The organism is Actinomadura sp. RB99, assembly GCF_014706005.1.
GTDB lineage: Bacteria > Actinomycetota > Actinomycetes > Streptosporangiales > Streptosporangiaceae > Spirillospora.
On sequence record NZ_JABMCA010000003.1, the window covers coordinates 68,133 to 93,741 of the forward strand.

The following is a 25,609-nucleotide window of genomic DNA, read 5'->3' on the forward strand; positions in this document are numbered from 1 at the left end:
TAAATCTGGGTGAACATGACCGTCTGTCGTTAAAACGATTACTTTCCGTGGCTATTCGACATGATGTTCACTCCCCGGCTTCTCACCGGTTGACCCGAGGCGCTAGAGTCCCGCTACCGACCGGTTTGCACACATTTGTGTAGCCCGGTACCAGCAGCGGAGACGACCGGGAGGTCACATGCGCGGCGACCTGGGCTCGCTCTACGACGCGCACGCCGCCCGCCTGTACGCGTACTGCTGGTCGCTCGTCGGCGACCAGCTCGCGGCGGCGGCGGTCGGCGACACCTTCGCCGCGGCGGTGCACCAGCCGCCGCGGGGCGACAGCGTGCTCTGGCTCTACTCCCTGTCCCGCACCGCGTGCGCCGAGCGCGGCGCCTTCGGCACGGCGCCCGGCGGGCTGCCGTTCGCCGACCCCGACCCGCTGCTGCGCGCCGCGGGCTCCCTGCGCGCCGACCACCGCGAGGTCCTGCTGCTGTGGGCCGGCGAGTGGCTGGAGATCCGCGACATCGCCCGCGTCCTCGGCCTCGCGCCCGACACCGCCGGCCAGCTGCTGAACGCGGCCCGGTCCCGGCTGGAGCGCGCCGTCCTCGACACGCTGATGCGGGGCACGGCCGGGCCGCGGCTCGAGCTGATCTCCGCGTTCGAGAAGGGGAGGCTGCCGCAGCTGCTCGCCAAGCGCGCGCCGGCGCAGGCGCCCGGCTGGCTGCGCGACCAGGTCCTCGCCGCGTGCGAGGCGGAGGCCGACCGGCCGCTGCCGAGCGTCGCCGCCCCGAGCCCGCTCGTCGTCATCGGCGACGCCGACCGCAGGCCGCGGCAGAAGCGCGGCGTGTGGTCCAAGGGCCTCGGCGCGGCCGCGGGCGTCGCCGCGTCCGCGGCCGCCGTCATCGGCCTGCTGGTCTCCTGGCCCACCGCCAAGGGCGGCGGCGCCGCCTCGCTCGTCCCGACGGCCGGCAGCGGGCGCACCGATCCCGCGTCGGCGAAGACGACCAAGGTCACCGACAGCCCGCCGCCCGGCCTCACCGGATCCGAGCGCTCGACCGGCGGCGCCGGCCCGTCCGGGAACCCGGTGACCAGCGCGTTCGACGGGCAGCCGCAGCCCGCCGGCACGCCCGGCCAGGGCGCCGCGCCCGGCACCCCGGGCGCGCCGTCGACCACGGGCGCTCCCGCCAAGACGCCCGTGGGCTCCTCGCCCTCGGACAGCGACAATCCCGGGAGCGGCACCCCGAGCAAGCCCGGCGGCACGTCGCCTACGACGCCGCCCGACTCGGGCACGCCGACCACTCCGCCGGACACCGGCGGCTCCGACCCCGCGACCCCGCCGGACGGCGGCTCGACCGACCCGACGACGCCGCCGGACACCCCGTCCGACCCGCCCGCGAGCGGCACGCCGGGCCCCAGCCCCACGTCCAACCCCACGCCCGAGCCCGGCCAAGGCTGACCCGGACCGCTCGGGGCCGCTGAGGCCCCGGCATCGGGCTTCGGACGGGCGCGTCAGGCTTCGGAGGGAGCGGGGCCTGGCTTGAGGGAGTCCTGGACCTCCTGCACGGCGTGCGCGGCCCTGGCCTCGGCCGCCTCGATGGCGTCGGCCACGGGCGTCGCGCCGGTCGCCCGGCCCCGTTCGCGGAGCAGCAGCACGCCGCCGACCAGCGCGCCGCTGATCATGGCGACGAGGTGCCCGACGGCGGCGACCTCCAGCGAGAACAGGCCCTCGAACAGGAAGGGCAGGAGCGAGACCCAGGCGGCGAAGGCGAGCAGCCGGCGGATCCGGCCGTGCCCGTACAGGATCGCGGCGACGAGCGCCGCGCACAGCACGTAGGACGGGCCGACGTCGGAGATCGTCCGGATGGAGTCCGACAGCAGGCCGGCCTCCAGCCGCACGAACGCGATGCCCTGGCTGATCAGCGTGCCGGTGACGTGCGAGACCGCGACCAGCACGATCGCGCGCGCGTTGCCGAACCGCCGCACGACGGGGAACAGCCCGAGCACCGCGACGACCAGCAGCGCGGCCTGCGACCCCTCGGCGACGAACGCCGAGGCGACCATCGTGCCGACCGGGTCGACCGCGAGGTTCGCCAGGTTGGTGCTGGCCCACGCCACGACGGCGCGCTGGGCCGCCGGCGGCAGCAGGACGACCTGCACCAGCCAGATCGCCGCGAACAGGCCCACGAACGTCAGCGGCATCGGGTACCGCTTGATGAAACCGCCCATCATCCCGGCAAGCCTAGGTGCTCCAGATGTGTCGGGGCCCCGATACCCCCGATACTCACAGGAAAACGACGGCTTCTCCAAGGTGCCTCCCTGCCCACGGGTACGGACGCGCCTGCCCACGGGTACGGACGCGCCGGACTCCGGGTTCGATGCCGGGTCCGGCGGTGGGGTTCGCCGTCGAGACCTCACGGCGGCGTCGGCGGGGGTCGGCGGCGGGGGTCGGTGCGGCGGCGCGGTGCGCCGTCCCTGGGCGGCGGGTGGGACGGCGCACCGCGGGTCATGGGCGGGCGTCAGACGGCGGCGGCGCCGTCCACGGGGCTGGTGCCGCGGCGGACGAGCAGCGCCGCGAGCACCGCGACGACGGCGACCGCGCCGGCGACCGTCAGCGAGGTCTGGAAGCCGTCCATGAACGCCAGGTGGCTGCCGGTGGTGATGGCCTTCGCCGCGGGCTCCGGCGTGCCGGGCGGGACGGGCGCGACGCCCTGGGCGACCAGCCCGCCGGTACCCGACAGCTTCTGCGCGGCGGCGCCGGGAACGCCGGACTCGGTGAGCCGCCCGACGAGCACGTCCCCGACCTTCGTGGACAGCAGCACGCCGAGCACGGAGGTGCCGAGGACGCCGCCGAGCTGCGACGCGGTCTGCTGGAGGCCGCCGGCGACGCCGGCGAGGTGCGCCGGGGCGTTGCCGACGATGGCCTCGGTGCCGGCGACGATGACCATCCCGAACGCCAGGCCGACCAGCACGAACCACGGCCACAGCTGCACGTACGGGGCGTCCGCGCCGACGCGGGACAGGCCGAACAGCGCGGTCGCGGTGAACGCCATGCCGAGGGCGAGGGGCAGCCGCGGCCCGAACCGGCTGGTGAGCGCGCCCGCGATCGGCGAGGCGACGATGAAGATCCCGGTCATCGGCAGCATCCGCACGCCCGCCTCGACCGGGCTCATCCCGTGCACCTGCTGCAGGTAGAGGGTGATGAAGAAGATCGTCCCGAACATCCCGAAGAAGCCGAGGACGATCAGTCCGGTCGCCGCCGAGAGCGACACCGAGCGGAACAGCGACAGCGGCAGCAGCGGGCGCTCGACGCGCAGCTCGTTCCACACGAACGCGGCGAACAGCACGGCGGACGCGGCGAACGACACCAGCGGAGTGGCGTGCCCGAACCCGTGCTCGCCTGCCTTGATGAGGCCCCAGACCAGCGCGAACAGCGCACCGGTGAGCAGCGCGACGCCGGGCAGGTCGAACGAGCCGGCGGCCTCCTCGTCCCTGGACTCGCGGATTACCCAGAGGCCGACGAGCAGCGCGACCAGGCCGAGCGGCGCGTTGAGGAAGAACACCGACTCCCAGTTGACGTTCTCGACCAGCAGGCCGGCGACGATCGGGCCGCCCGCGATGGAGATGCCGACGGTGGAGCCCCAGATGCCGATGGCGGCGTTGAGCCGCTCGGCGGGGAAGGTGTTGCGCAGGATGGCGAGGCTGGCGGGCTGCAGGAGCGCCCCCGCGAAGCCCTGCACGACCCGCCAGAAGATCACCATGCCGAGCCCGCCGGACAGCCCGATGGCGAGCGAGGCGACCGCGAACCCGATGACGCCGGCGAGGAACGTCCGCTTGCGGCCGAACCGGTCGGCGATCTTGCCGGCCGGGATCAGCGTGACGGCGAGGGCCAGCAGGTAGGCGTTGGTCACCCACTGGAGGCCGGACAGGGACGCGCCGAGGTCCTTGGCGATCGCCGGGTTGGCGATGGAGACGACGGTGGCGTCCAGGCCGACCATCATCACGCCGAGGGCGACGGCGACGAGGGTGAGCCAGGGATGCCCGTGGCCGCGGCGGGCGGGTCGCCCGCGCGCCTGGTCGCGCGGCCGGGACGGGCGGGACGCGCCGGGGTCGAGCACCTCGGCGCCTCGGAACTGGGACATGGGCGGAGCCTCCGTAGCGACGTTGAGGATCCTAAACTGTCATGAGCTGACACTTGTCGTCAAATGACTCGCGTCATTAAAGGACATGATTCAGATCACGACAATCTTCGTTCACCGTCACTTGGCGTCGGGTCCGCGCGTCGTTACACTTCGCACATGACCGCGACCGCCCCCGAGACCCGCCAGGGCAGCACGCCCGCGGGCCCCGGTTCCCAGCCCCCGGGCCGGCGCGAACGCAAGAAGCAGCGCACCCGTGAGGCGCTCGTCGACGCCGCGTTCACCCTCTTCGCCGAGAAGGGGTTCGACGCGACCACCGTCGAGGAGATCGCCGACGCCGTGGACGTCTCGTCCCGCACGTTCTTCCGCTACTTCGCCTCGAAAGAGGACGTCGCGCTCACCTTCCAGGAGGAGCAGACCCGCGCCGTGATGGCGGCGCTGGCCGAGCGCCCCCCGGACGAGCCGATCATGACCGCGCTCCGCCGCACCGTGGTGGAGATCGCCCGCGCCTGCGAGCGCGGCGAGCTGGGCTTCGACCCCGACCGCTTCCAGTGCCTGCTCGGCATGATGAGCGACAGCCCGACCCTGATGGCGGGCAGTCTGGAGCACGCGCAGAAGAAGCAGCAGCTGCTCACCGAGATCATCGCCGAGCGGATGGGCACCGATCCCGCCACCGACCTGCGCCCGCACGTGATCGCGGCCTCCGCCACCTGCGGGTTCCAGGCCGCCTCCGACGTCGCCCGCCGGCACGAGGGCGCCTTCGGCTCGCTGTCGGAGACCGTCGACCAGGCGTTCGCCATCCTCGAGCAGGGCCTCAACTCCTAGGCGCGGGGCCTCCGCTCCCAGCCCGCGCCCGCTCCGCCCGCGTCCCGCCCCGGTGTGGTCCCGGGGCGGGCGGGGTACCGCCTCTCCGAGGACGGCCGGCGACGGCCTGAGGACGGCCCGGCGACGGCCCGGAGAGGACGCGACCATGGCGCTGAAGCATCCCCGGCACGACGGCCGCGGCGCGCGGGACCTGCAGGTCAACCCGATCTTCAGCCGGGAGCCCGTGGAGGTGCCCCGGTACGCGCTGCCGCGCGGCGAGATGGAGCCCGGCACCGCCTACCAGATCGTCCACGACGAGCTGATGCTGGACGGCAACGCCCGGCTGAACCTCGCCACGTTCGTCTCCACATGGGCCGAGCCGGAGGCCCTGCGGCTGATGGCCGAGTGCGCCGAGAAGAACATGATCGACAAGGACGAGTACCCGCGGACCGCGGAGCTCGAGATGCGCTGCGTGCACATGCTCGCCCGGCTCTGGAACGCTCCCGACCCGCGGCACGCCGTCGGCTGCTCCACGACCGGGTCCAGCGAGGCGGCGATGCTCGGCGGCCTCGCCCTGAAGCGCCGCTGGCAGCGCAAGGGCCTGCCGGGCCGGCCCAACATCGTGATGGGCGTCAACGTCCAGATCTGCTGGGAGAAGTTCGCCGACTACTTCGAGGTCGAGCCCCGCTACGTGCCGATGGAGGGCGACCGCTACCACCTCGGCGCCCCGGAGGCCGTCGCGCTGTGCGACGAGAACACCATCGGCGTCGTCGCCGTCCTCGGCTCCACCTTCGACGGCAGCTACGAGCCCGTCGCCGACATCTGCGCCGCGCTCGACGACCTCCAGGAGCGCACCGGCCTCGACGTCCCCGTCCACGTGGACGGCGCGTCCGGAGGGATGATCGCCCCGTTCCTCGACCCGGACCTGCCGTGGGACTTCCGGCTCCCCCGCGTCGCATCGATCAACACGTCCGGGCACAAGTACGGCCTGGTCATGCCGGGCGTCGGCTGGGCGCTGTGGCGCGACGGCGGCGCCCTGCCGGACGACCTCGTCTTCCACGTCAACTACCTGGGCGGCGACATGCCGACCTTCGCGCTGAACTTCTCCCGCCCCGGCGCCCAGGTCGTCGCGCAGTACTACAACTTCCTGCGGCTCGGGTTCGAGGGCTACCGCCGCGTCCAGCAGACCTGCCGCGACGTCGCGACGAGGCTCGCCGCCGAGATCGCCAAGATCGGCCCGTTCGAGCTGATCACCGACGGCTCCGCCATCCCGGTGTTCGCGTTCCGCGCCCGCGACGGCGCGGGCTTCAACGTCTTCGACGTCTCCGCGGCGCTGCGCGAGCACGGCTGGCTCGTCCCCGCCTACACGTTCCCGAAGAACCGCGAGGACCTCGCCGTGCTGCGCGTCGTCGTCCGCAACGGCTTCAGCCACGACCTCGCCGACCTGCTGCTGGACGACCTGCGCCGCGTCCTGCCCCGGCTGTCGGCCCAGCCGTCCCCGGTCCGCACCGCGGACGACGCCGGCGGCTTCGCCCACGGCGCCGAGACCAAGCACCCCACCACCCCGGGCCGCCACTGACCCTCACCAGGCGACGAGCAGCTCCTTCGGCCGCCGCACGAACCGGTCGGCGTGCCACGGCACCTCGCCGGCCGGCACCGCGAGGCGCAGCCCGGGAAGGCGCGTGACGAGCGCGGACAGCGCGACCTGGAGCTCCATCCGGGCGAGCGACGCGCCCAGGCACCCGTGCAGGCCGTGCCCGAAGGCGCCCGCCGCCGAAGCCGCAGGCCGCGCGCCCGGCACCGGCTGCCCATGGGGTTGGATGATCCGATGACCGACGCGGCCACTTCCGGCTCCCCCGATCAGGCGATCACCGACGAGCGGCTCGGCGTTTTCACGAGCGACGCGCAGCCCCTTTCCGACGGCAGCGTCCTCCACCACTCGTTCTGCGGGAGCATGCGCGATCCGGACGGACGCGAAATCGTGCTGATGCTCGACACGACCGATCCGCAGGAGGCGCGGAGCCTGCTGCCCCGCCTGTACGGAATGGCCGAGAACCTGGCCGTCCTGGAACGGCGTGCCATCGAGGCGATCGCCCGCGCCTTCACCAAGGGCACGCCGACCGCGGACGACCTCGCCGACGCCCGCGACGACCTCTCCCTGAACACGATCGCCGTCGAGGACGGAGGCGAGATCGTGCTGCACTTCACCGACTCCTGCGGCAGGCACTTCCTGGACGGCTACTGGCCCGCCGTCCGCCTCGACCGCGACGACACGGTGCTCGACGTGACCGTGGAAGCCTGAAGGCGGGGCGGGCGGCGCGTTCTGCGGTGGGCGGAACGTGTGGTTCGCGGCGGCGCGGCCGGGTTATTTTGGGCGCATGGCCGAGATCACCCGACCGCTGATGCCCGCCGACGAGACGCCGGACGGGCCGGCCGCGACGCGCGGGCCGGCCGAGCCGCTGTGGCGCGACGCGCTCGGCCGGTGCCTGCGGAGCCTGCGCCTCGAGCGCGGCGAGATCCTCACGGAGACCGCGCGCCGCGCCGGAGTGTCCCCGCAGTACCTCTCCGAGATGGAGCGCGGCGTCAAGGAGCCGTCGAGCGAGATGATCGCCGCGGTCGCCGGCGCCCTGGACGTGACGCTCGCCGACCTCACGCTGGCGGTCGCGACGAGCCTGCTGACCGCGCCGCCCGCGAGCGCGCCGACCGGGCCGACCTGCCAGGCCGCCTACGCCCTGGCCGCCTGACCCGGACGGCGCAGCCTCGGACGGCACGGCCCCGGGACCGTGTGGCCCCGGGGCCGCACGGCCCTACAGGGGGTTCGGCTGGCGCTCCTCGATCACGTGGTCGATGAGGCCGTACTCCCGCGCCGCCTGAGCGGTGAACACGCGGTCCCGGTCGGTGTCGGCGCGCAGCGTCGCGGTCTTCTGCCCGGTGTGCCGGGAGAGGATCTGCTCGATGTCCGCGCGGACGCGGACGACCTCGTCCGCCTGGAGGATGAGGTCCGGGATCGCGCCGCGCCCCTGCCCCATCGGCTGGTGCAGGACGACGCGGGTGTGCGGCAGCGCGGCGCGCTTGCCGGGAGCGCCCGCCGCGAGGAGCACCGCGCCGACCGCGACGGCCTGCCCCACGCACGTCGTCGCGACCTGCGCGCGGATGTAGCGGAGCGTGTCGTACACCGCGAGCATCGCGCTCGGGTCGCCTCCTTCGCAGTTGATGTAGAGCTGGATGTCGGCTTCCGGGTCGTCCGCCTCCAGGTGAAGGAGCTGCGCCACGAGCGCGTTCGCGACCCCGGCGTCGATGGCGGTGCCGAGGTAGATGATCCGCTCGGTGAGCAGGTGCGAGTAGACGTCCATGATCCGTTCACCGCGCGAGTCCCGCGCGATGACGTTCGGGATCGTGTAGGTGCTCATCGGCCCGCCTTCCCGGACGGGGCGCCGAGCCCGACGGGACGGCGCCGGGGCGGCACGAGCTCGTCGTAGTCGCCGACGATCGCGTCGATGAACCCGTACTCCAGCGCCTCCTGCGCCGTGTACCAGCGGTCGTGCAGCGAGTCCTCGAAGACCCGCTCGATGGGCTGGCCGGTGTCCTCGGCGATGAGCCCGAGCACGGTGTCGCGGGTGTGGCGCAGGTCGTTGGCCTGCAGCTCGATGTCGACGGCGGCGCCGCCGATGCCGGCGGACCCCTGGTGCATCAGCACCCGGGCGTGCGGCAGCGCGCGGCGCTTTCCGGGCGTCCCGGCCGACAGCAGGAACTGCCCGGCGCTGTAGGCGATGCCGAGCACCACCGTGGCGACGTCGCACGGGATGAGCCGCATGACGTCGCGGATCGCGAGCATCGACGGCACCGAGCCGCCGGGGGAATGGATCCACAGCGCGATGTCGGCCGAAGGGTCCTCCCCCGCCAGGGTGATCAGTTGCGTCGCCAGCAGCGTGCCGTTGTCGTCGTCGAGCCCGCCGTCCAGCACGAGGACGCGCTGCGCGTACAGCTCGCGCCGCACGCGTTCGTTGAACAAAGGGGCTGTGTGTTCCTCGCTCATGCCTTCACCCTGCGGCAACGCGGGCACCGGTCACAGCCCGCGCTGCCCACGGCGGATCTGCTCACAGCAGCGCGCCCCCGGCGTCGGGCTACCAGGGGACGGGGCCGTCGTCGTCGCGGAAGGTGCCGGTGGGGCCGCCGTCGGGGAGCGTCGCGAGGTGGATCGCGATGGCCGCGCCCTGCTCCGGGGTGCGGACGCCGCGGAACCCGTTGAGGTCGGTCGCGCAGAAGCCCGGGCAGCCGGCGTTGATGAGGATGTTCGTGTCGGCCAGCTCCTTGGCGTACTGGATGGTGACGGCGTTGAGGAACGTCTTCGACGTCGCGTAGGCGGCGGAGATCGGGCCCGTCTGGGCGCCGGGGGCGGTCTGCCGGGCGAGGGACCCGACGGTGCTGGACATGTTCACGATCCGGGGGGACGGCGAGCGGCGCAGCAGCGGCAGCATCGCGTTGGTGACACGGATGACGCCGAGCACGTTGGTCTCCACGACCGTCCGCACGGTCGCGGGGTCCACCTTCGTGGGCTCCTGCGGCATCCCGCCGGTGATCGCGGCGTTGTTGACGAGCACGTCGAGGCCGCCGTCGCGCTCCCCGAGCAGTTCGGCGGCGGCGGTGACGCTCGCGTCGTCGGTCACGTCGATCGGCACGCCGAACGCGTCGACGCCCGCGGCGCGCAGCTTCGCGACGGCGGCCTCCCCGCGCTCCGCGTCCCGGGAGCCGACGCCGACGCTCCAGCCGAGCGCGCCCAGGCCGGCCGCGATCTCGTACCCGATCCCCTTGTTCGCGCCGGTGACCAGCGCGGTCTTCGTTTCGCTCATGCCACGATCCTGACCGCTGGACGGGCGCGGCTTCCAACACCGTCTGGGTGGGGTGCGATACCCCCGCGGTATCGCACCGAGGTCAGGGCGCGGCCGGGGCCGTCCCGGCGGGTACCGTGGCGGCATGGAGACGCGGGAGCTGCGGTACTTCGTCGCCGTCGCGGAGGAGCTTCACTTCGGGCGGGCCGCCGAGCGGCTCGGGATCGCGCAGCCGCCGCTGTCGCGGGCGATCCAGCGGCTCGAACGGCGGCTCGGGGCGACGCTGCTGGACCGCACCAACCGCACCATCGCGCTGACCGGGGCCGGGGCGGTGCTGCTGCGCGAGGGCCGGGCGGCCCTCGACGCGATCGAGGCCGCCGACCGCCGCACCCGCCGCGCCGCCGCCGCGGCCGGGCCGCCCCCGCTGGTCCTCGTCACCAAGGCCGGGGCGTCCGGCGAGCTGCTGGCGAAGCTGCTCGACGCGTACGCCGCCGAACCCGGCGCCGCCGAGGTGGACGTCGTCCTGTGCAGGCCCGGCGAGCAGGAGCAGATGCTGCGCGACGGGCGCGCCGACGTGGCGCTGCTGCACACGCCGTTCGACTCGACGACCGGGCTCGACACCGAGGAACTGCTCACCGAGGGGCAGGTCGCGATCCTGCCGGCCGGGCACCCCCTCACGACCCGGCCCCACCTGCGGATCGCGGACGTCGCCGCGCTGCCCGGCCTGCCGCTGCCGCGCTGGCCGCGCCCGGACGGCACCTACCCGGACGGCCCGGGCCTGCGGGTCCGCGACCACGCGCAGCTGCTGCAGCTCATCGCGCTCGGCCGGGCGTCGGCGGTGCTGCCGGAGTCGTGCCGGGCCCAGCTGGGCGAGCGCCTCGCCGCCGTCCCGGTGCTGGACGCACCCCAGGTGACGACGCTGATCGCGTGGCCGCCGCACAGCCGGTCCCTGGCCCTCGCCGGCCTGGTGGACGTCGCGACCCGCCTCTAGCGCCCGCTCACTCCGCCGCCGCGAGGAGGGACCCGCCGGATACCAGTGCCGCGGCGGCGTCGGCGAAGTACTGCTCGTCGGCGTCGGGGGCGAGGCCGAGGACGACGCCCTGGCCGAGGCCGATGAGCAGGGCGCCGAGCGCGACGGCGAGCCGCTTCGCCTGCTCCGCCGTGACGGTGCCGCCGTCGTGCGCCCGGCCCGTGAAGAGCGCGACGAGCTGATCCTCGTGCATGCGGAAGAGCGGCGCGAGCTGCGAACCCGGGTCGGGGGCGCGCAGGGCCATGTCGAGCAGGCCGATCTGGAGGGACAGGCCGGACCGCGCGCCCGGCCCGTCGCAGGTGCGCCGGTAGTGCCGGGCGAAGGCGTCGACGGCCGCCGGCAGGGGCAGGCCGGCGGGCACGGCGCGCTCGATCTCCGCGTAGTGCGGGCGCAGGTAGCCGGTGACCAGCTCGGTGAGCAGGCCGTCCTTGCTGCCGAACAGCGAGTAGATGGCGCCGGTGGTGAGGCCGGCCCGCTCGGCGATGTCCTCGAGCCTGGCCTGGTAGCCGTCCCGGGAGACGGTCCGGAGCGCGGCGTCGAGCAGGGCCCGCCGGTTGCGCTCCTTGGTCTCCTCCCTCGTCAGTCGCATAATCCGATTATCCCAGTAATCGGATTACACGTTCGCCGGGGTCCCCGGTTCGCGGCGGTGCGCCGCGGCGCCGGGCCGCGGGCGGTCAGAGCGCGGCGAGGCCCTTCTGGAGGTCGTCCATGTTCATCACCGGGACGATCTCGACGTCCGCGCCCAGCTCCGTGAAGAGCGGCTCGACGGCGGCCGGGATCTGCGAGCTGTCCTGCATGTCGAACACGAGCGTGCACGACCGCTTGCCTTCGCTGGGGGAGAAGTAGGCCGCCTCGGGCTTGAGCCGCTCCATCAGCGCCTGCATGGCCCTCGGCATGGTGCCGTTCTTGATGGCCTCATTGCCGAGCCGGGTGTCCAGACGCGCGTGCAGCATCACTCTCATGGCACTCATCCCCCGCATGCCGCGGACCGGCGCGGCTGCCCGCGCGCTGTGGGAGCCCGGCGGCGTCGGGGTGAGTGTGTCCCTCCGGTTCTGCGGCAAACGCGCAGGTCGGACGCTAGTTCAGGGCGCTGAGGACCAGGCCGCTGGTGGGCACGCCGGTCCCGGCGGTGACCAGGACGTTGCGGACGTCCGGGACCTGGTTCACCGCGGCTCCGCGCACCTGGCGGACGGCCTCGGCGATGCCGTTCATGCCGTGGATGTACGCCTCACCCAGCTGACCCCCGTTGGGGTTGACCGGAAGCCTGCCGCCGAGCTCAATGCCACCGTCCTTGATGTAGTCCTTCGCCTGGCCGCGGCCGCAGAAGCCGAGCTCCTCCAGCTGAACCAGGACGAACGGGGTGAAATGATCATAGAGGATAGCGGTCTGGACGTCATCGGGGGTCAGTCCCGACTGGGCCCAGAGCGCGTCGCCGACGGTGCCCATCGCGGGCAGCGCCGACAGGTCGCCGGTGTAGTAGCCGAACATCATCATCTGGTCCGGGCCCGTCCCCTGGGCCGCCGCGGCGATGACGGCGGGCGGGTGCCGGAGGTCGCGGGCCCGGTCCAGGGACGTGACGAGCACCGCGACGCCGCCGTCGGACTCCTGGCAGCAGTCCAGCAGGTGCAGGGGGTCGACGATCCAGCGGGACGCCTGGTGGTCCTCCAGCGTGATCGGGCGCCCGTGGAACCACGCGGCCGGGTTGGTGGCCGCGTGGCGGCGCATCGCGACCGCGACGCGGCCGAAGTCCTCGCTGGTCGCGCCGTAGTCGTGCATGTAGCGGCGGGCCTGCATCGCGACCCACGCGGCTGGGGTCGCGAACCCGAACGGCAGGTGCCAGGAGAACTCCAGGCCGGTCGCGTCGACGCGGCCCGACGGGGCGGCCTGGCCGAAGCGGTGGCCGGAGCGCTCGTTGAACGCGCGGTAGCACAGCACCGCCTTCGCCTGGCCGGTCGCGACGGCCATCGCGGCGTGCGCGACGGTGCCGCAGGCCGCGCCGCCGCCGTAGTCGACGCGGGAGAAGAACCGCAGCGCGGGGATGCCCAGCTCGCGCTGGACGGCGATCTCGGAGTTGGCGTCGGCGGTGTAGGTGACCAGGCCGTCGACGTCGGCGGGGGTCAGCCCGGCGTCCTCGATCGCGGCGAGGCACGCCTCGGCGGCGAGCCGCAGCTCCGAGCGGCCCGACTCCTTGGAGAACTCGGTCGCGCCGATCCCGGCGATCGCCGCCTTCCCTGACAGGCTCATGGGGCCTCCTCAGTCCCGGCGGAGCCGGCTCGGGGGGTGCGGGGGGTCGTCCCCCCTCGAACGGCACGGAAGCGGACGGTGGCGGTGAGGTGGTCGCCGATGCTCACCGCGCCGCGGACGCGGAGGGTGCGGTCGTCGGCGCGGTCGCCGGTGAGGGTGAGGGTGTCGCCGGCGTAGGCGGGGGCGCCGAGGCGCACCTCGATGCTCTCCAGCGTCGCGTCCCGGACGGTCTCCAGCGCGTACCGCTGGACGAGCCCGATGCTGGTCAGGATGTTGACGAAGATGTCCTGCGAGCCCTGGGCGCGCGCCTGCGCGGGGTCGTGGTGGACGGGCATGAAGTCGCGCGTCGCGATGGCCGTGGAGATGATGAACGTCGGGGTCAGCTCGATCTCCAGGCCGCCGGACGCGGGCTCCGCCTCCACCGGCCCGGCGGCCGCCGCCGTCGACGGAGGGGACGGCGGGGACGGCGGCGCGTCCACCGGGGTCCACTGCGGGAGGACGAGCTCGTCGTCCATCCGCTCGAACACCAGCCGGACGGGCATGCCGATCCGCACCTCGTCCGGTGGGCAGCCGTTGACGTTCCCGACGATCCGGACGCCCTCCTCCAGCTGCACGACCGCCACGGCGTACGGCGGCGTCCGGCCGGGGACGGGCGGGTGGTGGTGCACGACGTAGCTGTGCACCTCGCCGCGCCCGCTCGCCACGATGTAGTCGCGGTTAGGGGAATGGCACTGCGGGCACATCGGGCCGGGCGGGTGGCGGAGCGTTCCACAGTCGGCGCAGCGCTGGATGCGCAGCTCGCCGGCGTTCACCCCGTCCCAGAAGAACGCGGTGTCCTTGCCGATCGAGGGTCGCAGCGGGTATCTCCCGCCCGCGCCGGCGGCGGGCGGCCGCGGGCCCGGCCTGAACTTCAGCACCCGGAACAGCATCTCGGCGACGCGCTCGTCGTTCTCGTCGTACCAGGACTGGTACCAGGTGACGAAGTAGCCCTCGCCCATCGCGGTCCGCTTCGGGCCGGTGACGCCGCCGAACCGCATCCGCGTCCGCAGCCGCTCGCCGACCTTCACGTAGCGGTCGTAGGTCTGGTCGCAGTTGGTCGCGACGATGCCGGTGTAGCCCGCGGCGTCCAGCGTCGCCAGCACCTCGTCCGCGGCGCCCCGCTGGTCCGGCCGGCGGACCAGGCCGGGCATCGACCACACCTGGATCATCGCGGGCGGCGCGACGTCGTCCCAGGTCCCGGTGTCGCCGAGGGCCTGGGTCCAGTTGCGGATCATCGCGGCGTTCACCGGGTCGGGGCAGGGCAGCGGGGGGCGCTCGCCGGCGGCGGCCAGCCGGCCGGCGAGCGCCATGAGTTCGTCGTGCACGGGTCTCCTCGCTTCGTGGGCGACCGGGTCAGCGCGGCGCGCGGGGCAGCCCAAGCCCGATCATCGCGATCAGCTCGCGCTGGATCTCGTTGACGCCGCCGCCGAAGGTGAGCACGAGGGCGCCCTTGGCCATCCGGTCGGTCACCCGCATGAACTCGGCGGTGGCAGGGTCGCCCGGGTCGCCGTACCGGGCGAGGACGTCCCCGACGATCCGGCCGACCTCCTGCACCCGCTCCGAGGCGTAGATCTTCGTCGCGGACGCGTCGGCCGCGCCGAGCCAGCCGAGGTCCTGGTTCGCCGCGACCTGCCAGTTGAGGAGCTCGTTGACGCGCAGGTAGGCGTGCACGTGGGCGAGCGCGCGGCGGACGGCGGGCTGCTCGATGAGCGGCCGCCCGTCGCGTCCGGGGGTGGCGCGGGCCCAGCGCTCGAACCGGTTGCGGGTGTGCCCGATGTTGCCCGCCGGGCCGAGCGTGACCCGCTCGTGGTTGAGCTGGTTGACGATCAGGTCCCAGCCGTTGTTCTCCCCGCCGATCAGCATGTCCGCCGGGACGCGGATGTCCTGGAAGTAGGTGGAGTTGGTGTGGTGGGCGCCGTCCATCGTGATGATCGGCGTCCAGGAGAAGCCGGGGTCCTTGCAGTCCACGATGAGCATCGAGATGCCCTTGTGCTTCTTCGCGGACGGGTCGGTGCGGGCCGCGAGCCAGACGTAGTCGGCGGTCTGCGCGCCCGACGTGAAGATCTTCTGGCCGTTCACCAGGTAGTGGTCGCCGTCCCTGACGGCGGTGGTGCGCAGCGCGGCGAGGTCGGTGCCGGCGCCCGGCTCGCTGTAGCCGATCGCGAAGTGGCACTCGCCGGCGAGGATGCGCGGGATGAAGAACTCCTTGTGCGCGTCGGTGCCGTACTGGAGGATCGTCGGCGCGACGGAGTTCAGCGTGATGAGCGGGTAGGTGACCTCGGCGCGGGCGATCTCGTTGGCGAAGATCGTCTGCTCGACGGGGCCGAAGCCGCGGCCGCCGTACTCCTTCGGCAGCGCGACGCCGAGCATCCCGTCGCGCCCGAGGCGCTTGCAGTGCTCCAGGTAGGCGGGGCCGAACGGGTCCGCGCCGATCGCGGCGCGCTGCTCCGCGGTCAGGCAGTTCTCGAAGTACTCGCGCAGCTCGGCGCGGAGCTTCTTCTGTTCGCCGGTCAGGTCGATGAACATTCAGGCCTCCTGAGCGATGAGCGCGCCGAGCGAGTCGAGACGGTCTTCCGCGCCGCCGAGCAGATGCCCGACCTGCTTGCCCCAGGCGAAGTAGCGGTGCAGCGGATAGGTGATGTCGAGGCCGATGCCGCCGTGCAGGTGCTGGCACGTGTAGAGCGCCTTCACGACGGGATCGCACGCGTTGTAGGCCGCGATGGCGAGCAGCTCCTCGGCGTCGGCGGCGCCCTCGGCGAGCCGCCACACCCCGGCCCAGACGGCGACGTCCAGCGCCCGCTTGGCGATGTAGACGTCGCTGACCTGCATGGTGACGGCCTGGAACTGCGCGAGCGCCCGCTCGAACTGCTCGCGGGTCTTGGTGTACTCCTTGGTGAGCTCCAGCGCGCCCTCGATGACGCCGGACGACAGCGCGACCGCGCCCGCGACGGCGGAGAGCCGGAGGGTGTCCCAGGCGGCGCCGTCGGCGATCCCGCCGAGGAGGGCGTCCGCGCCGACGCGGACGCCGTCGAGCGCGACCCGCGACAGCGGCTCGGTCGTCGCGGAGTGCTGCGGCGTGATCGTCGCGGCGGACGGCTCGACGAGGAAGACGCCGATGCCGGCGCCCTCGACCCGCGCCGGGACGAGGATCCGCGCCGCCTCCCGGGCGTAGGGGACGAACGTCTTCACGCCGTCCAGGACGTGGCCGTCGCCGTCCGCGCGGGCGGTCGCGGCGACCTCGCCGGCCGGTCCGACCTCGCGGTAGGCGCCGGTCAGCACGGTCTCGCCGGCGGACAGCGGCGCGAGCAGCGCGCGCTGCTCCGCGGTGCCGTGCTTCGCGATGGGGACGGCCGCCAGCGCCAGCGACGCGTACGCCGGGATCGGCGCGGTCCGCGCGCCCGCCTCGCGCAGGATCACCGCGAGCTCCACCGGCCCGAGACCCGCGCCGCCGGCGTCCTCGGGCAGCACGGCGCCGAGCAGCCCGGCCTGCGCGAACGCCTTCCAGGTGGCGGCGTCATAGGGGGCGCCGCTCTTCTCGAACGCCTCCAGCCGCTCCTGCGCGGCCTCCCGCGCGAGCAGGTCCGCCGCGAGCCCCTTCAGCTCCTGCTGGGTCTCGTCGAGGTTGAAGTCCACTCATCCGCTCCCTTCCTGGCGCGGCCGGCCGGACGGACGCCCACGGCGAAAAAGTAGAACAGATTCTAGTATGTGTCCAGCGCCGTGATCACCATCGCGGAAACGGGGATTCGCCTAGCAAGTAAGGGTTCGGTGACCATCCGAGGGGCACTCGATCGGCGACCCGCCGCAGGCGATCAGATAACAGGTTCTCGCGCGGGCTGTACGCTGGAGGCCGAGCGGCGGCGCAACGGGCGCCCGCGCGAGGAGGATGACCGTGACCGCAGAGCCGACAGTGACCGGGGACGAGCCTTCGGGCGGCGCCGCGGCGGACCGGCGGGCGGGCCAGGCCGCGGGGCAGGGCGTGCGCTCGCGCAGCCAGCACCAGCGGCGCAAGCGTATCGTCCAGGCCGCCGCCGCGCTGGCCTCGCGCGGCGGCATCGAGGCGATGCAGATGCGCACCGTCGCCGAGCGCGCCGGCGTCGCGCTCGGCACCCTCTACCGCTACTTCCCGTCCAAGATGGACCTGGTCGTCGCGGTCGTCAGCGAGGAGATCGACCTCCTGGAGGGCAGCATCGAGCGCCGCCCGCCGCGCGGCGGCTCCGCCGCCGAGCGCACCGTCGAGGTGCTGATGCGCGCCACCCGGGGGCTGATGCGCGAGCCCGAGCTGGCCGAGGCGCTGATCCGCTCGCTGCTGCTTTCGGACGTCAAGACCGACTTCAGCGAGCGGATGACCAACCTGATGCTGCGCGCCGCGGTCGGCCCGGCGGGCGACATCCCGGCCGACGACCGGCGCCGCGTCGTCGCCCGCGCGCTGTCGTCCGTCTGGACGATGGAGATGATCGAGATGCTGCGCGGCCAGGCGACCGCCGAGGTGATCCAGGCCCGCCTGGAGATCTCCGCCGACCGCCTCCTCACCGACTGAGACCGCGGCCCGCCCCGCCGGGCCGCCGGGGAGCCCTCACGCCGGGCCGCCTCCCGTCCGGACGCCTGCCCTTTCCCCGTGTGCGGCCGGTCACCGCGCACTACGCTTGGACGCGACCGGAGCGGACGAAGAAGGTGTGCCAGTGACCGAGCAGGAACCCATCCTCAGCGACGGGGTCATCATCGAGTTCATCGATGGCAAGGACGTTCCCGTCAAGCACAAGGACTTCGGTGACCGCGCCGTCGTGATGCGCGACGCGAAGAACGCCGACGGCCCCATCCTGTACTTCACCGAGGCCGAGTGGGACGCCTTCATCGCCGGCGTCAAGGACGGCGAGTTCGACGACCTCCTCGAAGAGGAGCCCGCCGACGGCTGACGCCCCGCCCGCGCCCGCCGGAGCCCCGGAGGCCCGGCGGGCGCGGGAAGCGGCCGTCACTCCCCCGACCGGCTCGGCGCTCCCGCCGGCAGCGGGTACGCCACCCCGGTCAGGCGCTCCGACTCCCGCCACAGCCGCGCCTGCGCGTCCCGGTCGTGCGACCGCGGGCTGGACTCGACCCGGACCGGGTTCCCGGTGAACTGGGCGCGTCCGGGCGGGCCGTAGTAGTCGCCGCCGCCCGCGCCGGGATCGGTCGCGGCCCGCAGCGGTGACAGCGCCCCCCTGTACGCGCTCTGCAGCAACCACGAGGTGAGCGGGCGCCCCCACGGGCTCATCGCGGCCCGCACCACGGGATTCATGTCGCGCCCGAACTCGGTGCGGGCGTTGCCGGGATGCGCGGCCACGGCGATCGTCGCCGCCCCGGCCGCCGCGAGCCGGCGCTGCAGTTCGTAGGTGAAGAGCAGGTTCGCCAGCTTGGACTGGAAGTAGGCGGTCTGGAAGCGGTAGCGGCGCTCGCCGTGCAGGTCGTCGAAGTCGATCGCGCCGCGGCGGTGCCCGATGCTGCTGACCGTCACCACCCGCGAGCCGGGGACGTCCAGCATCAGGTCCAGGAGCAGGCCGGTCAGCGCGAACGGGCCGAGGTGGTTGGTGGCGAGCGTCGCCTCGAAGCCGTCCTCGGTCAGGGCGTACCGGGGCCGGACGCCGCCCGCGTTGTTGACGAGCAGGTCGAGCCGGCCGTGGTCGTCGTGGAACCGGGCGGCCGCCGCCCGCACCGACGCCTGGGACTCCAGGTCCACGTCCAGGACGCCGAGCCGCGCGTCCGGCGCGGCGGCGCGGATCCGGGCCGCCGCCCGCGCCGCCCGGTCCGGGTTCCGGCAGGCCAGCACCACGGTGGCGCCGCGGCGCGCGAGCTCGGCGGCCGTCTCGAAGCCGATGCCGGTGCTGGCGCCGGTGACGACGGCGGTCCGCCCGTCCTGGCGGGGGATCTCGTCCGCGGTCCAGGGCGGGCGGCCCCTGCCGCGCCCGCCTTCGCGCCGTCTCGGCGCCGTGCGATCGTCCCTCATCGGGCTCGCCTCCGATACGTTCGGCCTGCCGGAACCGCCCATAAGCGGGATAGCCATCCCGCTTAGTTCCGGGAAGATACGGGACGGCCGTCCCGGTTGTCCAGAGGGGAAGCGAGGTGGGAGACCGTGGCAGAGCCGCTCGGCCGGCCGCTGCGCGCCGACGCCCGGCGCAACCGGGCCCGGGTGCTGCGGGTCGCGGCGGAGGTCTTCGCCGCCGAGGGGCTGTCGGTGCCGCTGCACGAGATCGCCCAGCGCGCGGGCGTCGGCACCGGGACCGTCAGCCGGCACTTCCCCACGAAGGAGGACCTGTTCGCGGCCGTCCTCCTCGACCGGATGCGCGAGATCCTCGACCGGATCGACGCGCTGCCCGCGGCGCGCGACCCGGGCGCGGTGTTCTTCGCGCTCTTCGACGCGCTCGTGCGCGAGGGCGCGGCGCACTGCGGCCTGTCGGAGGCGCTGACCGGCGCCGGATACGACCTCGACAAGGCCGCCGCCGACGCCGGGTACGACGTCCAGGGCCGGCTGCGCGACCTGCTCGAACGCGCGCAGGAGGCCGGCGCCGTCCGCGCCGGCCTCACCTACCCGGACGTCAAGGCCCTGATGGCGGGCTGCCTCGCGCGCGGCACCGACCCGGACGGCCTCGACCGCGTCGTCGCCGTCGTGCGCGACGGGATGCGCCCCCAGGCGTGACAGCGTGACAGGCGTGACCGGGCGTGCCGGGCCGTCCGGCGGCTACCGCAGGAGGCGGCGATGCCTCTCGGCCAGCCGCCGCTCGCCCTCGGCGCTGAGGTGGCCCCAGAGGCGGAGGCGGGCCAGGCCGCCGTCGGGGTGGATGTCCACGCGGACGTGCGAGACCTCGGGCGTCTCCAGGCGGAAGCGGTGCCGGGCGTCGGGCCGCAGGCGGGTCCGCGGGAGCAGCACCGTGCCGTCGGGTGCGGTGAGGGAGACCTCGGCCGGCGCGTTGAACTTCAGGTGCGTCGTGTCGATCTCGGCCACCCGGATCGTGCCGGGGGCGGCCAGCCGGACGAGGGCCCACTCGTTGCCGGGCGCGCGGCGGCGCGCGGTCTCCCAGCCCTCGGCCTGGTTGCGGGGCAGGCCGGGGAAGAGCATGTTGTCCGGCGACGAGTAGAACATGTCGGAGCAGTCGAGGACGCGGGCGCCGTTCTCCAGCGCGGCCAGGTCGACGGTCATCCCGGTCAGGAACGCGGGGTCGGGGACGACGTCGCCGTGCACGCGGATCCGCGCGATCCCGCCGTCCGGGAACATGTTCAGCCGGACGTGGGTGGAGAGGCGCTCGGCGTCCACCGGGAAGGCGTGCGCGGTGTCGCCTTCCAGCGGGCTCTTCGGGACGATCTCCACCCAGCGGGTCCCGGCGGACGGGTCGGCGGGGTGCCCGTCCACCGCGCACGCCTCGACGGACGCGTGCGGCGGGTAGTTGCCCTTGAACCAGGCGGTGTCGATGACGACGCCGCGGATCACGCCGGGCAGGCCGAGCCGGATCAGCGCCCAGTCGTGGCCGGGCTCGCGGCGGCGGCGGGTCTCCCACCCGTCGTACTCCTGGCCCTTCGGGCCGAACGTGCCGGGCCGGAACGCCGGCGGCCACGGGTTGACCAGGTTCTCCTTCTCCTCGAAGGACTCGTCGCTGGCGGCGGTGACCGAGCCGCCCAGGGTGCGGACGGCCAGGTCGGGAAGGGACGTGAAGTCGCTCAAGGCGCCTCCTTGCGGGCGAGCACGCGGCCGGCCGGCGCGCCGCCGGCGACGGCGCCGCGCAGCCAGGTCGTGCGGACGGTCCCGGTGAGGGTGCGGCCCTCGTACGGGGTGACGGGATGGCGGTGGTGCAGCCGGGCGGGGTCGACGGTGAAGGCGGCGTCGGGGTCGAACGCGACGAGGTCGGCGTCGTTGCCGACGGCGATGCGCCCCTTGCCGGGGACGGCGGCGAGGTCGGCGGGCGCTTCGGCCATCCAGCGGACGACGGTCGCGAGGTCGTGCCCGCGCGCGCGGGCGGCCGTCCACACGGCGGGGAGGCCGAGCTGTAGCGAGGAGATCCCGCCCCACGCGGTGGCGAAGTCGCCTTGTTTCAGCTCCGGCGTGGACGGCGAATGGTCGCTGACCACGCAGGAGATGACGCCGGACGCGAGGCCACGCCACAGCGCGTCGCGGTTGGCCGGGTCGCGGATCGGCGGGCAGCACTTGTAGGCGGGCGCCTCCGCCTCGCCGTCGGACAGGACGAGGTAGTGCGGGCAGGTCTCGGCGGTGACGGGCAGGCCGTCCGCCTGGGCCTCGGCGAGGGGGTCGAGGCAGTCGGCGGCGGACAGGTGCAGGATGTGGGCGCGGACGCCGGTCTCCCGGGCGAGCCGGATCACCCGCTCGACGGCGCGGCGCTCGGCGGCGGGCGGGCGGGACGCGAGGAACGCCGGGTACCCGCCGTCCGCCGGTGCGGTGAGGGCGGACGGGTCCTCGGCGTGCACGATGACGAGCCCGCCGAACGAGGCGATCTCGCGGAACGCGTCCCGCATCTCGTCCGGGGACAGCGGCGGGAACTCGGGGACGCCGGAGTCGGACGCGAAGCACTTGAACCCGAAGACCCCGTCGTCGTGCAGCGCGCGCAGCGACGGGACGTTCCCCGGGATCGCGCCGCCCCAGAACCCGACGTCGACGTGCAGCTTCCCGGCCGCTGCGGCGCGCTTGGCCGCGAGCGCGGCGACGGAGACGGTCGGGGGCAGCGAGTTCAGCGGCATGTCGATGAGCGTGGTGACGCCGCCCGCGGCGGCGGCGCGGGTCGCGGTCGCGAACCCCTCCCATTCGGTGCGGCCCGGTTCGTTGACGTGGACGTGGGTGTCGACGAGCCCCGGAAGCAGCGCCGCCTCGCCGAGGTCGGTCTCGGACGCGGCGGGCAGCGGCGCGTCGCGGGCGGCGATCGCGGCGATGCGGCCGCCCGCGACGGCGACGGCGGCGGGGCGCTCGCCGTCCGGCAGGACGGCCCGGCCGGTGCGGATCACCAGGTCGTAGGTCACGCGGCTCCTCTCGAGGCGGGTCCGCCGGCGGCGGACGCGGCGCCGGACGGGCTCGGACGGTTACGGGACGGTCATGGGACGGGCTCGTACTCGCGGACGTCGTCGATCCGCACGCCGTTGGCGGTGTCGGCCTCCCGCTCGATCATGATCTCGACCAGCACCGGCCGCGACGTGCGGGCGGCCTCCTCGCGCGCCCACTCCAGCGCGGGCCGGATCTCATCGGGCTCCCGCACCCGGCGGCCCGCGCAGCCGTACGCCTCCATGATCTTGACGTTGTCGGTGCCGTGCTCGTCGTAGCGCAGGTCGACCTGGTAGTTCATGTCATAGCCGCCGTGGTCCTCCGCCATGCGGATCAGGCCGAGGTACTCGTTGTTCAGCATGACGATCACGAACGGGACCTCGTACTGCGCGGCCACCGCCAGCTCCTCCACGAGGAACTGGAACGAGTAGTCGCCGACGATCCCGACGACCTCCGCGTCCGGTTCGGTGCGGGCGAGGGCCGTCTTGACGCCGATCGCGGCGGGGATCTCCCAGCCGAGCGGGCCGGCCTGCCCGCACACCTGGTAGTGCCGGGGCTTCGGCGCCTTCTGGTGCTGCCCGCCCCAGATCTGGTACAGCCCGATCGCGGTGACGAAGTAGGTGTCGGGGCCGTAGAACTCGTTGATCTCCTTGTAGACGCGGGGCGCCTTGATCGGGACGTCGTCGAAGTCGTCGCGCCGGGTCAGCGTCGCCTTCAGCTCGCGGACGCGCGCCGCCCACTCCCCGGCCGGGCGGCCCGCGCCGCGCTCGCGCGCCAGGCCGAGCAGTGCGCGGAGGAACAGCCGGGTGTCGGACACGATCCCGAGGTCCGGGCCGAACACCTTCCCGATCTGGGTGGGCTCGATGTCGACGTGGATGAACGTCCGCCCCGCGCGGTAGACGTCGAGCCGCCCGGTGTGCCGGTCGCCGAACCGGGCGCCCAGCGCCAGCACGAGGTCCGATTCGAGGAACGAGGCGTTGCCGTACCGCTGCGAGGTCTGCACGCCGGTCATCCCCGCGTACAGCGGGTGGTCCTCGTCCATGGCGCCCTTGCCCATCAGCGTGGCCTGAACGGGCACCTGCAGCAGTTCGGCCAGCTCGACCAGCTCGGCGTGCGCGTCGGCGAGGATCACGCCGCCGCCCGCGAGGATCAGCGGGCGCTCGGCGGCCAGCAGCAGGTCGAGGGCCTTCTCGACGCGCGGGAGGTGCGGTTCGACCGCCGCGACCGGCAGCGGCGCGTCGATCGCGGCGTCCCACTCGATCATCTCCTTCTGCACGTCGACCGGCAGGTCGATCAGGACGGGCCCGGGGCGGCCGCTGCGCGCGGTGCGGAACGCCTCCCGGAAGATCCACGGCGCCTGCGCGGCCTCCTTCACCTGCACCGCCCACTTGGTGACGGGCTCGGCGATCGACACGATGTCGACGGCCTGGAACGCCTCCTGGTGCAGCCGGTCCGACGCGGCCTGCCCGGTGACGCACAGGATCGGGACGGAGTCGGCGTGCGCGGTGTACAGGCCGGTGATCATGTTGGTGCCGGCGGGCCCGGAGGTGCCGATCGCGACGCCGACGCCGCCGGTCGTGCGGGACCAGCCGTCGGCCATGTGCGCCGCGCCCTCCTCGTGCCGGACGATCAGGTGCGCGATCCCGCCGTCCTCCTCCATCGCCTTGTAGAGCGGCAGGATCGCGGCGCCGGGGCAGCCGTAGACGACGTCCACGCCCTCGGACTTCAGGACCTCGACCACCGCCCGCATGACGGGCATCTTCGGCATGTCCGTGTCTCCCTTCGGGGTCAGGCGGCGGCGGGGCCGGAAGCGGGGCGGGCCGGGCGGCCGGACAGGTCCTCGACGACCTTCAGCAGCGCGGAGTGGTCCAGTGAGCCGTACCCCTTCGCGCGGGCGGCCGCGACGAGCTGGGCGACCATGCCCGTCATCGGCAGCGCCACGCCGGCGGAGCGGGCGGCGGCGGTCGCGATGCCCATGTCCTTGTGGTGCAGGTCGATGCGGAAGCCGGGGGCGAACTCGCGGGCCAGCATCGACGCGCGCTTGAGGTCGAGGACCCGGCTGGCGGCGAGTCCGCCGGCGATCACCTCGAGGCCGGCGCGGGCGTCCACGCCGGCCGCCTCCATCAGCACGATCGCCTCCGCGACCAGCGCGTACGTGCCGCCGACGACGAGTTGGTTGGCGGCCTTGACGTACTGCCCGGCGCCGCTGCCGCCGACCCGCTCGACCGTCGCGCCGACCGCCTCGAACACCGGCGCGGCGGCGGCGACGTCCGCCTCGTCCCCGCCAACCATGATCGACAGGACGGCGTCCTCCGCGCCCCGCTCGCCGCCGCTGACCGGCGCGTCCAGCACCCGCAGCCCGCGCTCGCGGCCCGCCGCGGCGACCCTGGCGGACGTCTCCGGGCGGACCGTGGAGAAGTCGACGCACAGCGCGCCGGGCGCGGCGTTCTCCAGGACGCCGTCCGGGCCGAAGTACACGGCCTCGACGTGCTCGTCCTGCGGCAGCATCGTGGCGACGACCTCGGCGCCGGCGACCGCGCCGGGCACCCCGGACGCCGCCGACCCGCCCGCGGCGACCAGCGCGTCCACACCCTTCGGGACGACGTCGTAGCCGGTCACGTCGTGGCCCGCGCGGACCAGGTGGACCGCCATCGGGCAGCCCATGACACCGAGGCCGATGAATCCGATCGTGCTCATGTGCGGTGTTTCTCCATCCATGCGAAGTCGGGCCGCGGATCCACGTACTCCAGTGCGATCCGGCCCGTGTAGCCGATCTCGTCGAGGAGGGCGAACAGCGCGCCGAAGTCGATCCCGCCGGTGCCGGGGCGGCCGCGGCCGGGGGCGTCGGCGATCTGCACGTGGCCGATGTCGGCGGCGTACCGGCGGGCGGCCTCCGCCACGTCCTCGCCGTTGCTGACCAGGTGGAACGTGTCGAGCAGGAACCTGACGTTCGCGGCCCCGGCCGCGCGGGCGCGCTCGACGACGGCGATCGCGTCGGCGGCGGTCTCCAGCGGGTAGGCGCCGTTCAGGCCGCGCGCGAGCGGCTCGATGAGCAGCGTCCCGCCGAACGCGCCGACCTCGCGGGCGGCATGGGCGAGGTTCTGCGTGGCGACCCTGTCCTGCTCGGACGCGGCGACGCCGTCGAGGCGCTGCCCGTAGAGCGCGTTGAACATCCGGACGCCCGTCCGCTCGGCGATGCGGGCGGTGACGTCCACGCTCGCGCGGAACTCGGCGGCGCGCGCCGGGTCCGACAGCACGCCCCGCTCCCCCGCCGGCATGTCGCCCGCATACAGGTTCAGGGCGATGAGCCGGACGCCCGCGTCCTCGACGGCCTGGCAGAACGCGTCCTCCTCGGACGCGGTCGGCACGGGCACGCCCGGCCACGGCCACCAGAACTCGACGGCGTCGAACCCGGCGTCCTTCGCGGCGGCGGGCCGCTCCGGCAGCGGCAGGTCGGTGAACAGGATCGAGCAGTTGACGGCCCACTCACGGCTCATCACGCGGCCTCCTTCGAACTCTGGCGGCTCTTCCGGCT

27 protein-coding genes are annotated in these 25,609 nt (G+C 73.9%); 9 read left to right on the forward strand and 18 right to left on the reverse strand.

The annotated features are described in order from the left end of the window. Positions 1–178 precede the first annotated feature (178 nt). Positions 179–1,438, forward strand: coding sequence for an RNA polymerase sigma factor (locus tag amrb99_RS03905; RefSeq protein WP_190852329.1), 1,260 nt, complete (start codon positions 179–181; stop codon positions 1,436–1,438). A 53-nt stretch (positions 1,439–1,491) separates the two neighbouring features. On the opposite strand, the gene amrb99_RS03910 is transcribed toward amrb99_RS03905, so the two are convergent. Beyond that, complete coding sequence (locus tag amrb99_RS03910) at positions 1,492–2,211, reverse strand: rhomboid-like protein (protein WP_190852331.1); 720 nt, start codon at positions 2,209–2,211, stop codon at positions 1,492–1,494. A 287-nt stretch (positions 2,212–2,498) separates the two neighbouring features. Next, positions 2,499–4,121, reverse strand: coding sequence for an MFS transporter (locus amrb99_RS03915; protein ID WP_190852333.1), 1,623 nt, complete (start codon positions 4,119–4,121; stop codon positions 2,499–2,501). Between the two features lie 156 nt (positions 4,122–4,277). Between amrb99_RS03915 and amrb99_RS03920 the strand changes: the two genes are divergently transcribed. Together amrb99_RS03920 and amrb99_RS03925 are read left to right on the forward strand one after the other, a co-directional pair. Next, positions 4,278–4,943, forward strand: coding sequence for a TetR family transcriptional regulator (locus amrb99_RS03920; protein ID WP_190852335.1), 666 nt, complete (start codon positions 4,278–4,280; stop codon positions 4,941–4,943). 145 nt (positions 4,944–5,088) lie between these two features. Then, positions 5,089–6,501: a glutamate decarboxylase gene (locus amrb99_RS03925; protein WP_190852337.1), complete on the forward strand. Its 1,413-nt coding sequence runs from the start codon at positions 5,089–5,091 to the stop codon at positions 6,499–6,501. Positions 6,502–6,504: 3 nt separating this feature from the next. Here the strand turns inward: amrb99_RS03925 and amrb99_RS03930 are convergent, their stop codons facing one another. Further along, positions 6,505–6,723 carry a cytochrome P450 gene (locus amrb99_RS03930; protein ID WP_206699781.1) on the reverse strand — a complete coding sequence of 73 codons (219 nt, stop codon included), beginning with the start codon at positions 6,721–6,723 and terminating at the stop codon, positions 6,505–6,507. 27 nt (positions 6,724–6,750) lie between these two features. Here amrb99_RS03930 and amrb99_RS03935 point away from each other — a divergent pair, with 27 nt between their 5' ends. Continuing rightward, on the forward strand, positions 6,751–7,224 hold the full coding sequence (locus amrb99_RS03935; RefSeq protein ID WP_190852339.1) for a hypothetical protein: 474 nt from the start codon (positions 6,751–6,753) through the stop codon (positions 7,222–7,224). Between the two features lie 76 nt (positions 7,225–7,300). Then, entirely contained in the window at positions 7,301–7,666 is a 366-nt protein-coding gene (locus amrb99_RS03940; RefSeq protein WP_190852341.1) for a helix-turn-helix transcriptional regulator, read from the forward strand. Between the two features lie 63 nt (positions 7,667–7,729). Here amrb99_RS03940 and amrb99_RS03945 read toward each other — a convergent pair whose 3' ends face one another. From amrb99_RS03945 to amrb99_RS03955, 3 genes are all read right to left on the reverse strand, one after another. After that, positions 7,730–8,332 carry an ATP-dependent Clp protease proteolytic subunit gene (locus amrb99_RS03945; protein WP_190852344.1) on the reverse strand — a complete coding sequence of 201 codons (603 nt, stop codon included), beginning with the start codon at positions 8,330–8,332 and terminating at the stop codon, positions 7,730–7,732. Then, a complete protein-coding gene (locus amrb99_RS03950; protein ID WP_190852346.1) occupies positions 8,329–8,958 on the reverse strand; it encodes an ATP-dependent Clp protease proteolytic subunit in 630 nt (209 codons plus the stop codon). The genes amrb99_RS03945 and amrb99_RS03950 overlap by 4 nt, the downstream gene beginning before the upstream one ends. A gap of 88 nt (positions 8,959–9,046) precedes the next feature. After that, positions 9,047–9,772, reverse strand: a complete 726-nt coding sequence (locus amrb99_RS03955) for an SDR family oxidoreductase (RefSeq protein ID WP_190852348.1) — start codon at positions 9,770–9,772, stop codon at positions 9,047–9,049. A gap of 124 nt (positions 9,773–9,896) precedes the next feature. On the opposite strand from amrb99_RS03955, the gene amrb99_RS03960 reads away from it, so the two are divergent. Beyond that, positions 9,897–10,742 carry a LysR family transcriptional regulator gene (locus amrb99_RS03960; protein WP_190852351.1) on the forward strand — a complete coding sequence of 282 codons (846 nt, stop codon included), beginning with the start codon at positions 9,897–9,899 and terminating at the stop codon, positions 10,740–10,742. 7 nt (positions 10,743–10,749) lie between these two features. Here amrb99_RS03960 and amrb99_RS03965 read toward each other — a convergent pair whose 3' ends face one another. The 6 genes from amrb99_RS03965 to amrb99_RS03990 form a co-directional block, all read right to left on the reverse strand. After that, a complete protein-coding gene (locus amrb99_RS03965) occupies positions 10,750–11,370 on the reverse strand; it encodes a TetR/AcrR family transcriptional regulator (protein WP_241755222.1) in 621 nt (206 codons plus the stop codon). 85 nt (positions 11,371–11,455) lie between these two features. Continuing rightward, on the reverse strand, positions 11,456–11,734 hold the full coding sequence (locus amrb99_RS03970; protein ID WP_206699782.1) for a DUF3303 family protein: 279 nt from the start codon (positions 11,732–11,734) through the stop codon (positions 11,456–11,458). A 124-nt stretch (positions 11,735–11,858) separates the two neighbouring features. After that, on the reverse strand, positions 11,859–13,025 hold the full coding sequence (locus amrb99_RS03975; RefSeq protein WP_190852355.1) for a lipid-transfer protein: 1,167 nt from the start codon (positions 13,023–13,025) through the stop codon (positions 11,859–11,861). Further along, on the reverse strand, positions 13,022–14,389 hold the full coding sequence (locus tag amrb99_RS03980; protein WP_347256519.1) for an OB-fold domain-containing protein: 1,368 nt from the start codon (positions 14,387–14,389) through the stop codon (positions 13,022–13,024). The genes amrb99_RS03975 and amrb99_RS03980 overlap by 4 nt, the downstream gene beginning before the upstream one ends. A gap of 28 nt (positions 14,390–14,417) precedes the next feature. Beyond that, a complete protein-coding gene (locus amrb99_RS03985) occupies positions 14,418–15,590 on the reverse strand; it encodes an acyl-CoA dehydrogenase family protein (protein ID WP_190852360.1) in 1,173 nt (390 codons plus the stop codon). Beyond that, entirely contained in the window at positions 15,591–16,697 is a 1,107-nt protein-coding gene (locus tag amrb99_RS03990) for an acyl-CoA dehydrogenase family protein (protein WP_190852363.1), read from the reverse strand. 343 nt (positions 16,698–17,040) lie between these two features. Between amrb99_RS03990 and amrb99_RS03995 the strand changes: the two genes are divergently transcribed. After that, positions 17,041–17,601 carry a TetR family transcriptional regulator gene (locus tag amrb99_RS03995; RefSeq protein WP_347256541.1) on the forward strand — a complete coding sequence of 187 codons (561 nt, stop codon included), beginning with the start codon at positions 17,041–17,043 and terminating at the stop codon, positions 17,599–17,601. Between the two features lie 142 nt (positions 17,602–17,743). After that, positions 17,744–17,977, forward strand: coding sequence for a DUF397 domain-containing protein (locus amrb99_RS50585; protein WP_190852366.1), 234 nt, complete (start codon positions 17,744–17,746; stop codon positions 17,975–17,977). Between the two features lie 56 nt (positions 17,978–18,033). Here amrb99_RS50585 and amrb99_RS04005 read toward each other — a convergent pair whose 3' ends face one another. After that, positions 18,034–19,041 carry an oxidoreductase gene (locus amrb99_RS04005; RefSeq protein ID WP_190852368.1) on the reverse strand — a complete coding sequence of 336 codons (1,008 nt, stop codon included), beginning with the start codon at positions 19,039–19,041 and terminating at the stop codon, positions 18,034–18,036. A gap of 126 nt (positions 19,042–19,167) precedes the next feature. Between amrb99_RS04005 and amrb99_RS04010 the strand changes: the two genes are divergently transcribed. Then, the gene (locus tag amrb99_RS04010; RefSeq protein ID WP_190852370.1) at positions 19,168–19,731 is read left to right on the forward strand and encodes a TetR family transcriptional regulator; all 564 of its coding nucleotides are present in this window, start codon (positions 19,168–19,170) and stop codon (positions 19,729–19,731) included. A gap of 42 nt (positions 19,732–19,773) precedes the next feature. Here amrb99_RS04010 and alc read toward each other — a convergent pair whose 3' ends face one another. The 5 genes from alc to amrb99_RS04035 form a co-directional block, all read right to left on the reverse strand. Beyond that, the gene (gene alc, locus amrb99_RS04015) at positions 19,774–20,751 is read right to left on the reverse strand and encodes an allantoicase (protein ID WP_190852372.1); all 978 of its coding nucleotides are present in this window, start codon (positions 20,749–20,751) and stop codon (positions 19,774–19,776) included. After that, a complete protein-coding gene (gene allB, locus amrb99_RS04020; RefSeq protein WP_190852376.1) occupies positions 20,748–22,055 on the reverse strand; it encodes an allantoinase AllB in 1,308 nt (435 codons plus the stop codon). Before allB ends, alc begins: the two co-directional genes overlap by 4 nt. 71 nt (positions 22,056–22,126) lie before the next feature. Further along, entirely contained in the window at positions 22,127–23,842 is a 1,716-nt protein-coding gene (gene gcl, locus amrb99_RS04025; RefSeq protein WP_190852378.1) for a glyoxylate carboligase, read from the reverse strand. 20 nt (positions 23,843–23,862) lie between these two features. Next, positions 23,863–24,771: an NAD(P)-binding domain-containing protein gene (locus tag amrb99_RS04030; RefSeq protein WP_190852380.1), complete on the reverse strand. Its 909-nt coding sequence runs from the start codon at positions 24,769–24,771 to the stop codon at positions 23,863–23,865. After that, on the reverse strand, positions 24,768–25,571 hold the full coding sequence (locus amrb99_RS04035) for a TIM barrel protein (RefSeq protein WP_190852383.1): 804 nt from the start codon (positions 25,569–25,571) through the stop codon (positions 24,768–24,770). The genes amrb99_RS04030 and amrb99_RS04035 overlap by 4 nt, the downstream gene beginning before the upstream one ends. Positions 25,572–25,609: the final 38 nt, after the last annotated feature.

Coding starts and splice junctions, on each gene's coding strand:
- amrb99_RS03905 (WP_190852329.1), top strand. CDS start 179: ATGCGCGGCGACCTGGGCTCGCTCTACGACGCGCACGCCGCCCGCCTG.
- amrb99_RS03910 (WP_190852331.1), bottom strand. CDS start 2,211: ATGATGGGCGGTTTCATCAAGCGGTACCCGATGCCGCTGACGTTCGTG.
- amrb99_RS03915 (WP_190852333.1), bottom strand. CDS start 4,121: ATGTCCCAGTTCCGAGGCGCCGAGGTGCTCGACCCCGGCGCGTCCCGC.
- amrb99_RS03920 (WP_190852335.1), top strand. CDS start 4,278: ATGACCGCGACCGCCCCCGAGACCCGCCAGGGCAGCACGCCCGCGGGC.
- amrb99_RS03925 (WP_190852337.1), top strand. CDS start 5,089: ATGGCGCTGAAGCATCCCCGGCACGACGGCCGCGGCGCGCGGGACCTG.
- amrb99_RS03935 (WP_190852339.1), top strand. CDS start 6,751: ATGACCGACGCGGCCACTTCCGGCTCCCCCGATCAGGCGATCACCGAC.
- amrb99_RS03940 (WP_190852341.1), top strand. CDS start 7,301: ATGGCCGAGATCACCCGACCGCTGATGCCCGCCGACGAGACGCCGGAC.
- amrb99_RS03945 (WP_190852344.1), bottom strand. CDS start 8,332: ATGAGCACCTACACGATCCCGAACGTCATCGCGCGGGACTCGCGCGGT.
- amrb99_RS03950 (WP_190852346.1), bottom strand. CDS start 8,958: ATGAGCGAGGAACACACAGCCCCTTTGTTCAACGAACGCGTGCGGCGC.
- amrb99_RS03955 (WP_190852348.1), bottom strand. CDS start 9,772: ATGAGCGAAACGAAGACCGCGCTGGTCACCGGCGCGAACAAGGGGATC.
- amrb99_RS03960 (WP_190852351.1), top strand. CDS start 9,897: ATGGAGACGCGGGAGCTGCGGTACTTCGTCGCCGTCGCGGAGGAGCTT.
- amrb99_RS03965 (WP_241755222.1), bottom strand. CDS start 11,370: ATGCGACTGACGAGGGAGGAGACCAAGGAGCGCAACCGGCGGGCCCTG.
- amrb99_RS03970 (WP_206699782.1), bottom strand. CDS start 11,734: ATGCTGCACGCGCGTCTGGACACCCGGCTCGGCAATGAGGCCATCAAG.
- amrb99_RS03975 (WP_190852355.1), bottom strand. CDS start 13,025: ATGAGCCTGTCAGGGAAGGCGGCGATCGCCGGGATCGGCGCGACCGAG.
- amrb99_RS03985 (WP_190852360.1), bottom strand. CDS start 15,590: ATGTTCATCGACCTGACCGGCGAACAGAAGAAGCTCCGCGCCGAGCTG.
- amrb99_RS04005 (WP_190852368.1), bottom strand. CDS start 19,041: ATGAGGGACGATCGCACGGCGCCGAGACGGCGCGAAGGCGGGCGCGGC.
- gcl (WP_190852378.1), bottom strand. CDS start 23,842: ATGCCGAAGATGCCCGTCATGCGGGCGGTGGTCGAGGTCCTGAAGTCC.
- amrb99_RS04030 (WP_190852380.1), bottom strand. CDS start 24,771: ATGAGCACGATCGGATTCATCGGCCTCGGTGTCATGGGCTGCCCGATG.
- amrb99_RS04035 (WP_190852383.1), bottom strand. CDS start 25,571: ATGAGCCGTGAGTGGGCCGTCAACTGCTCGATCCTGTTCACCGACCTG.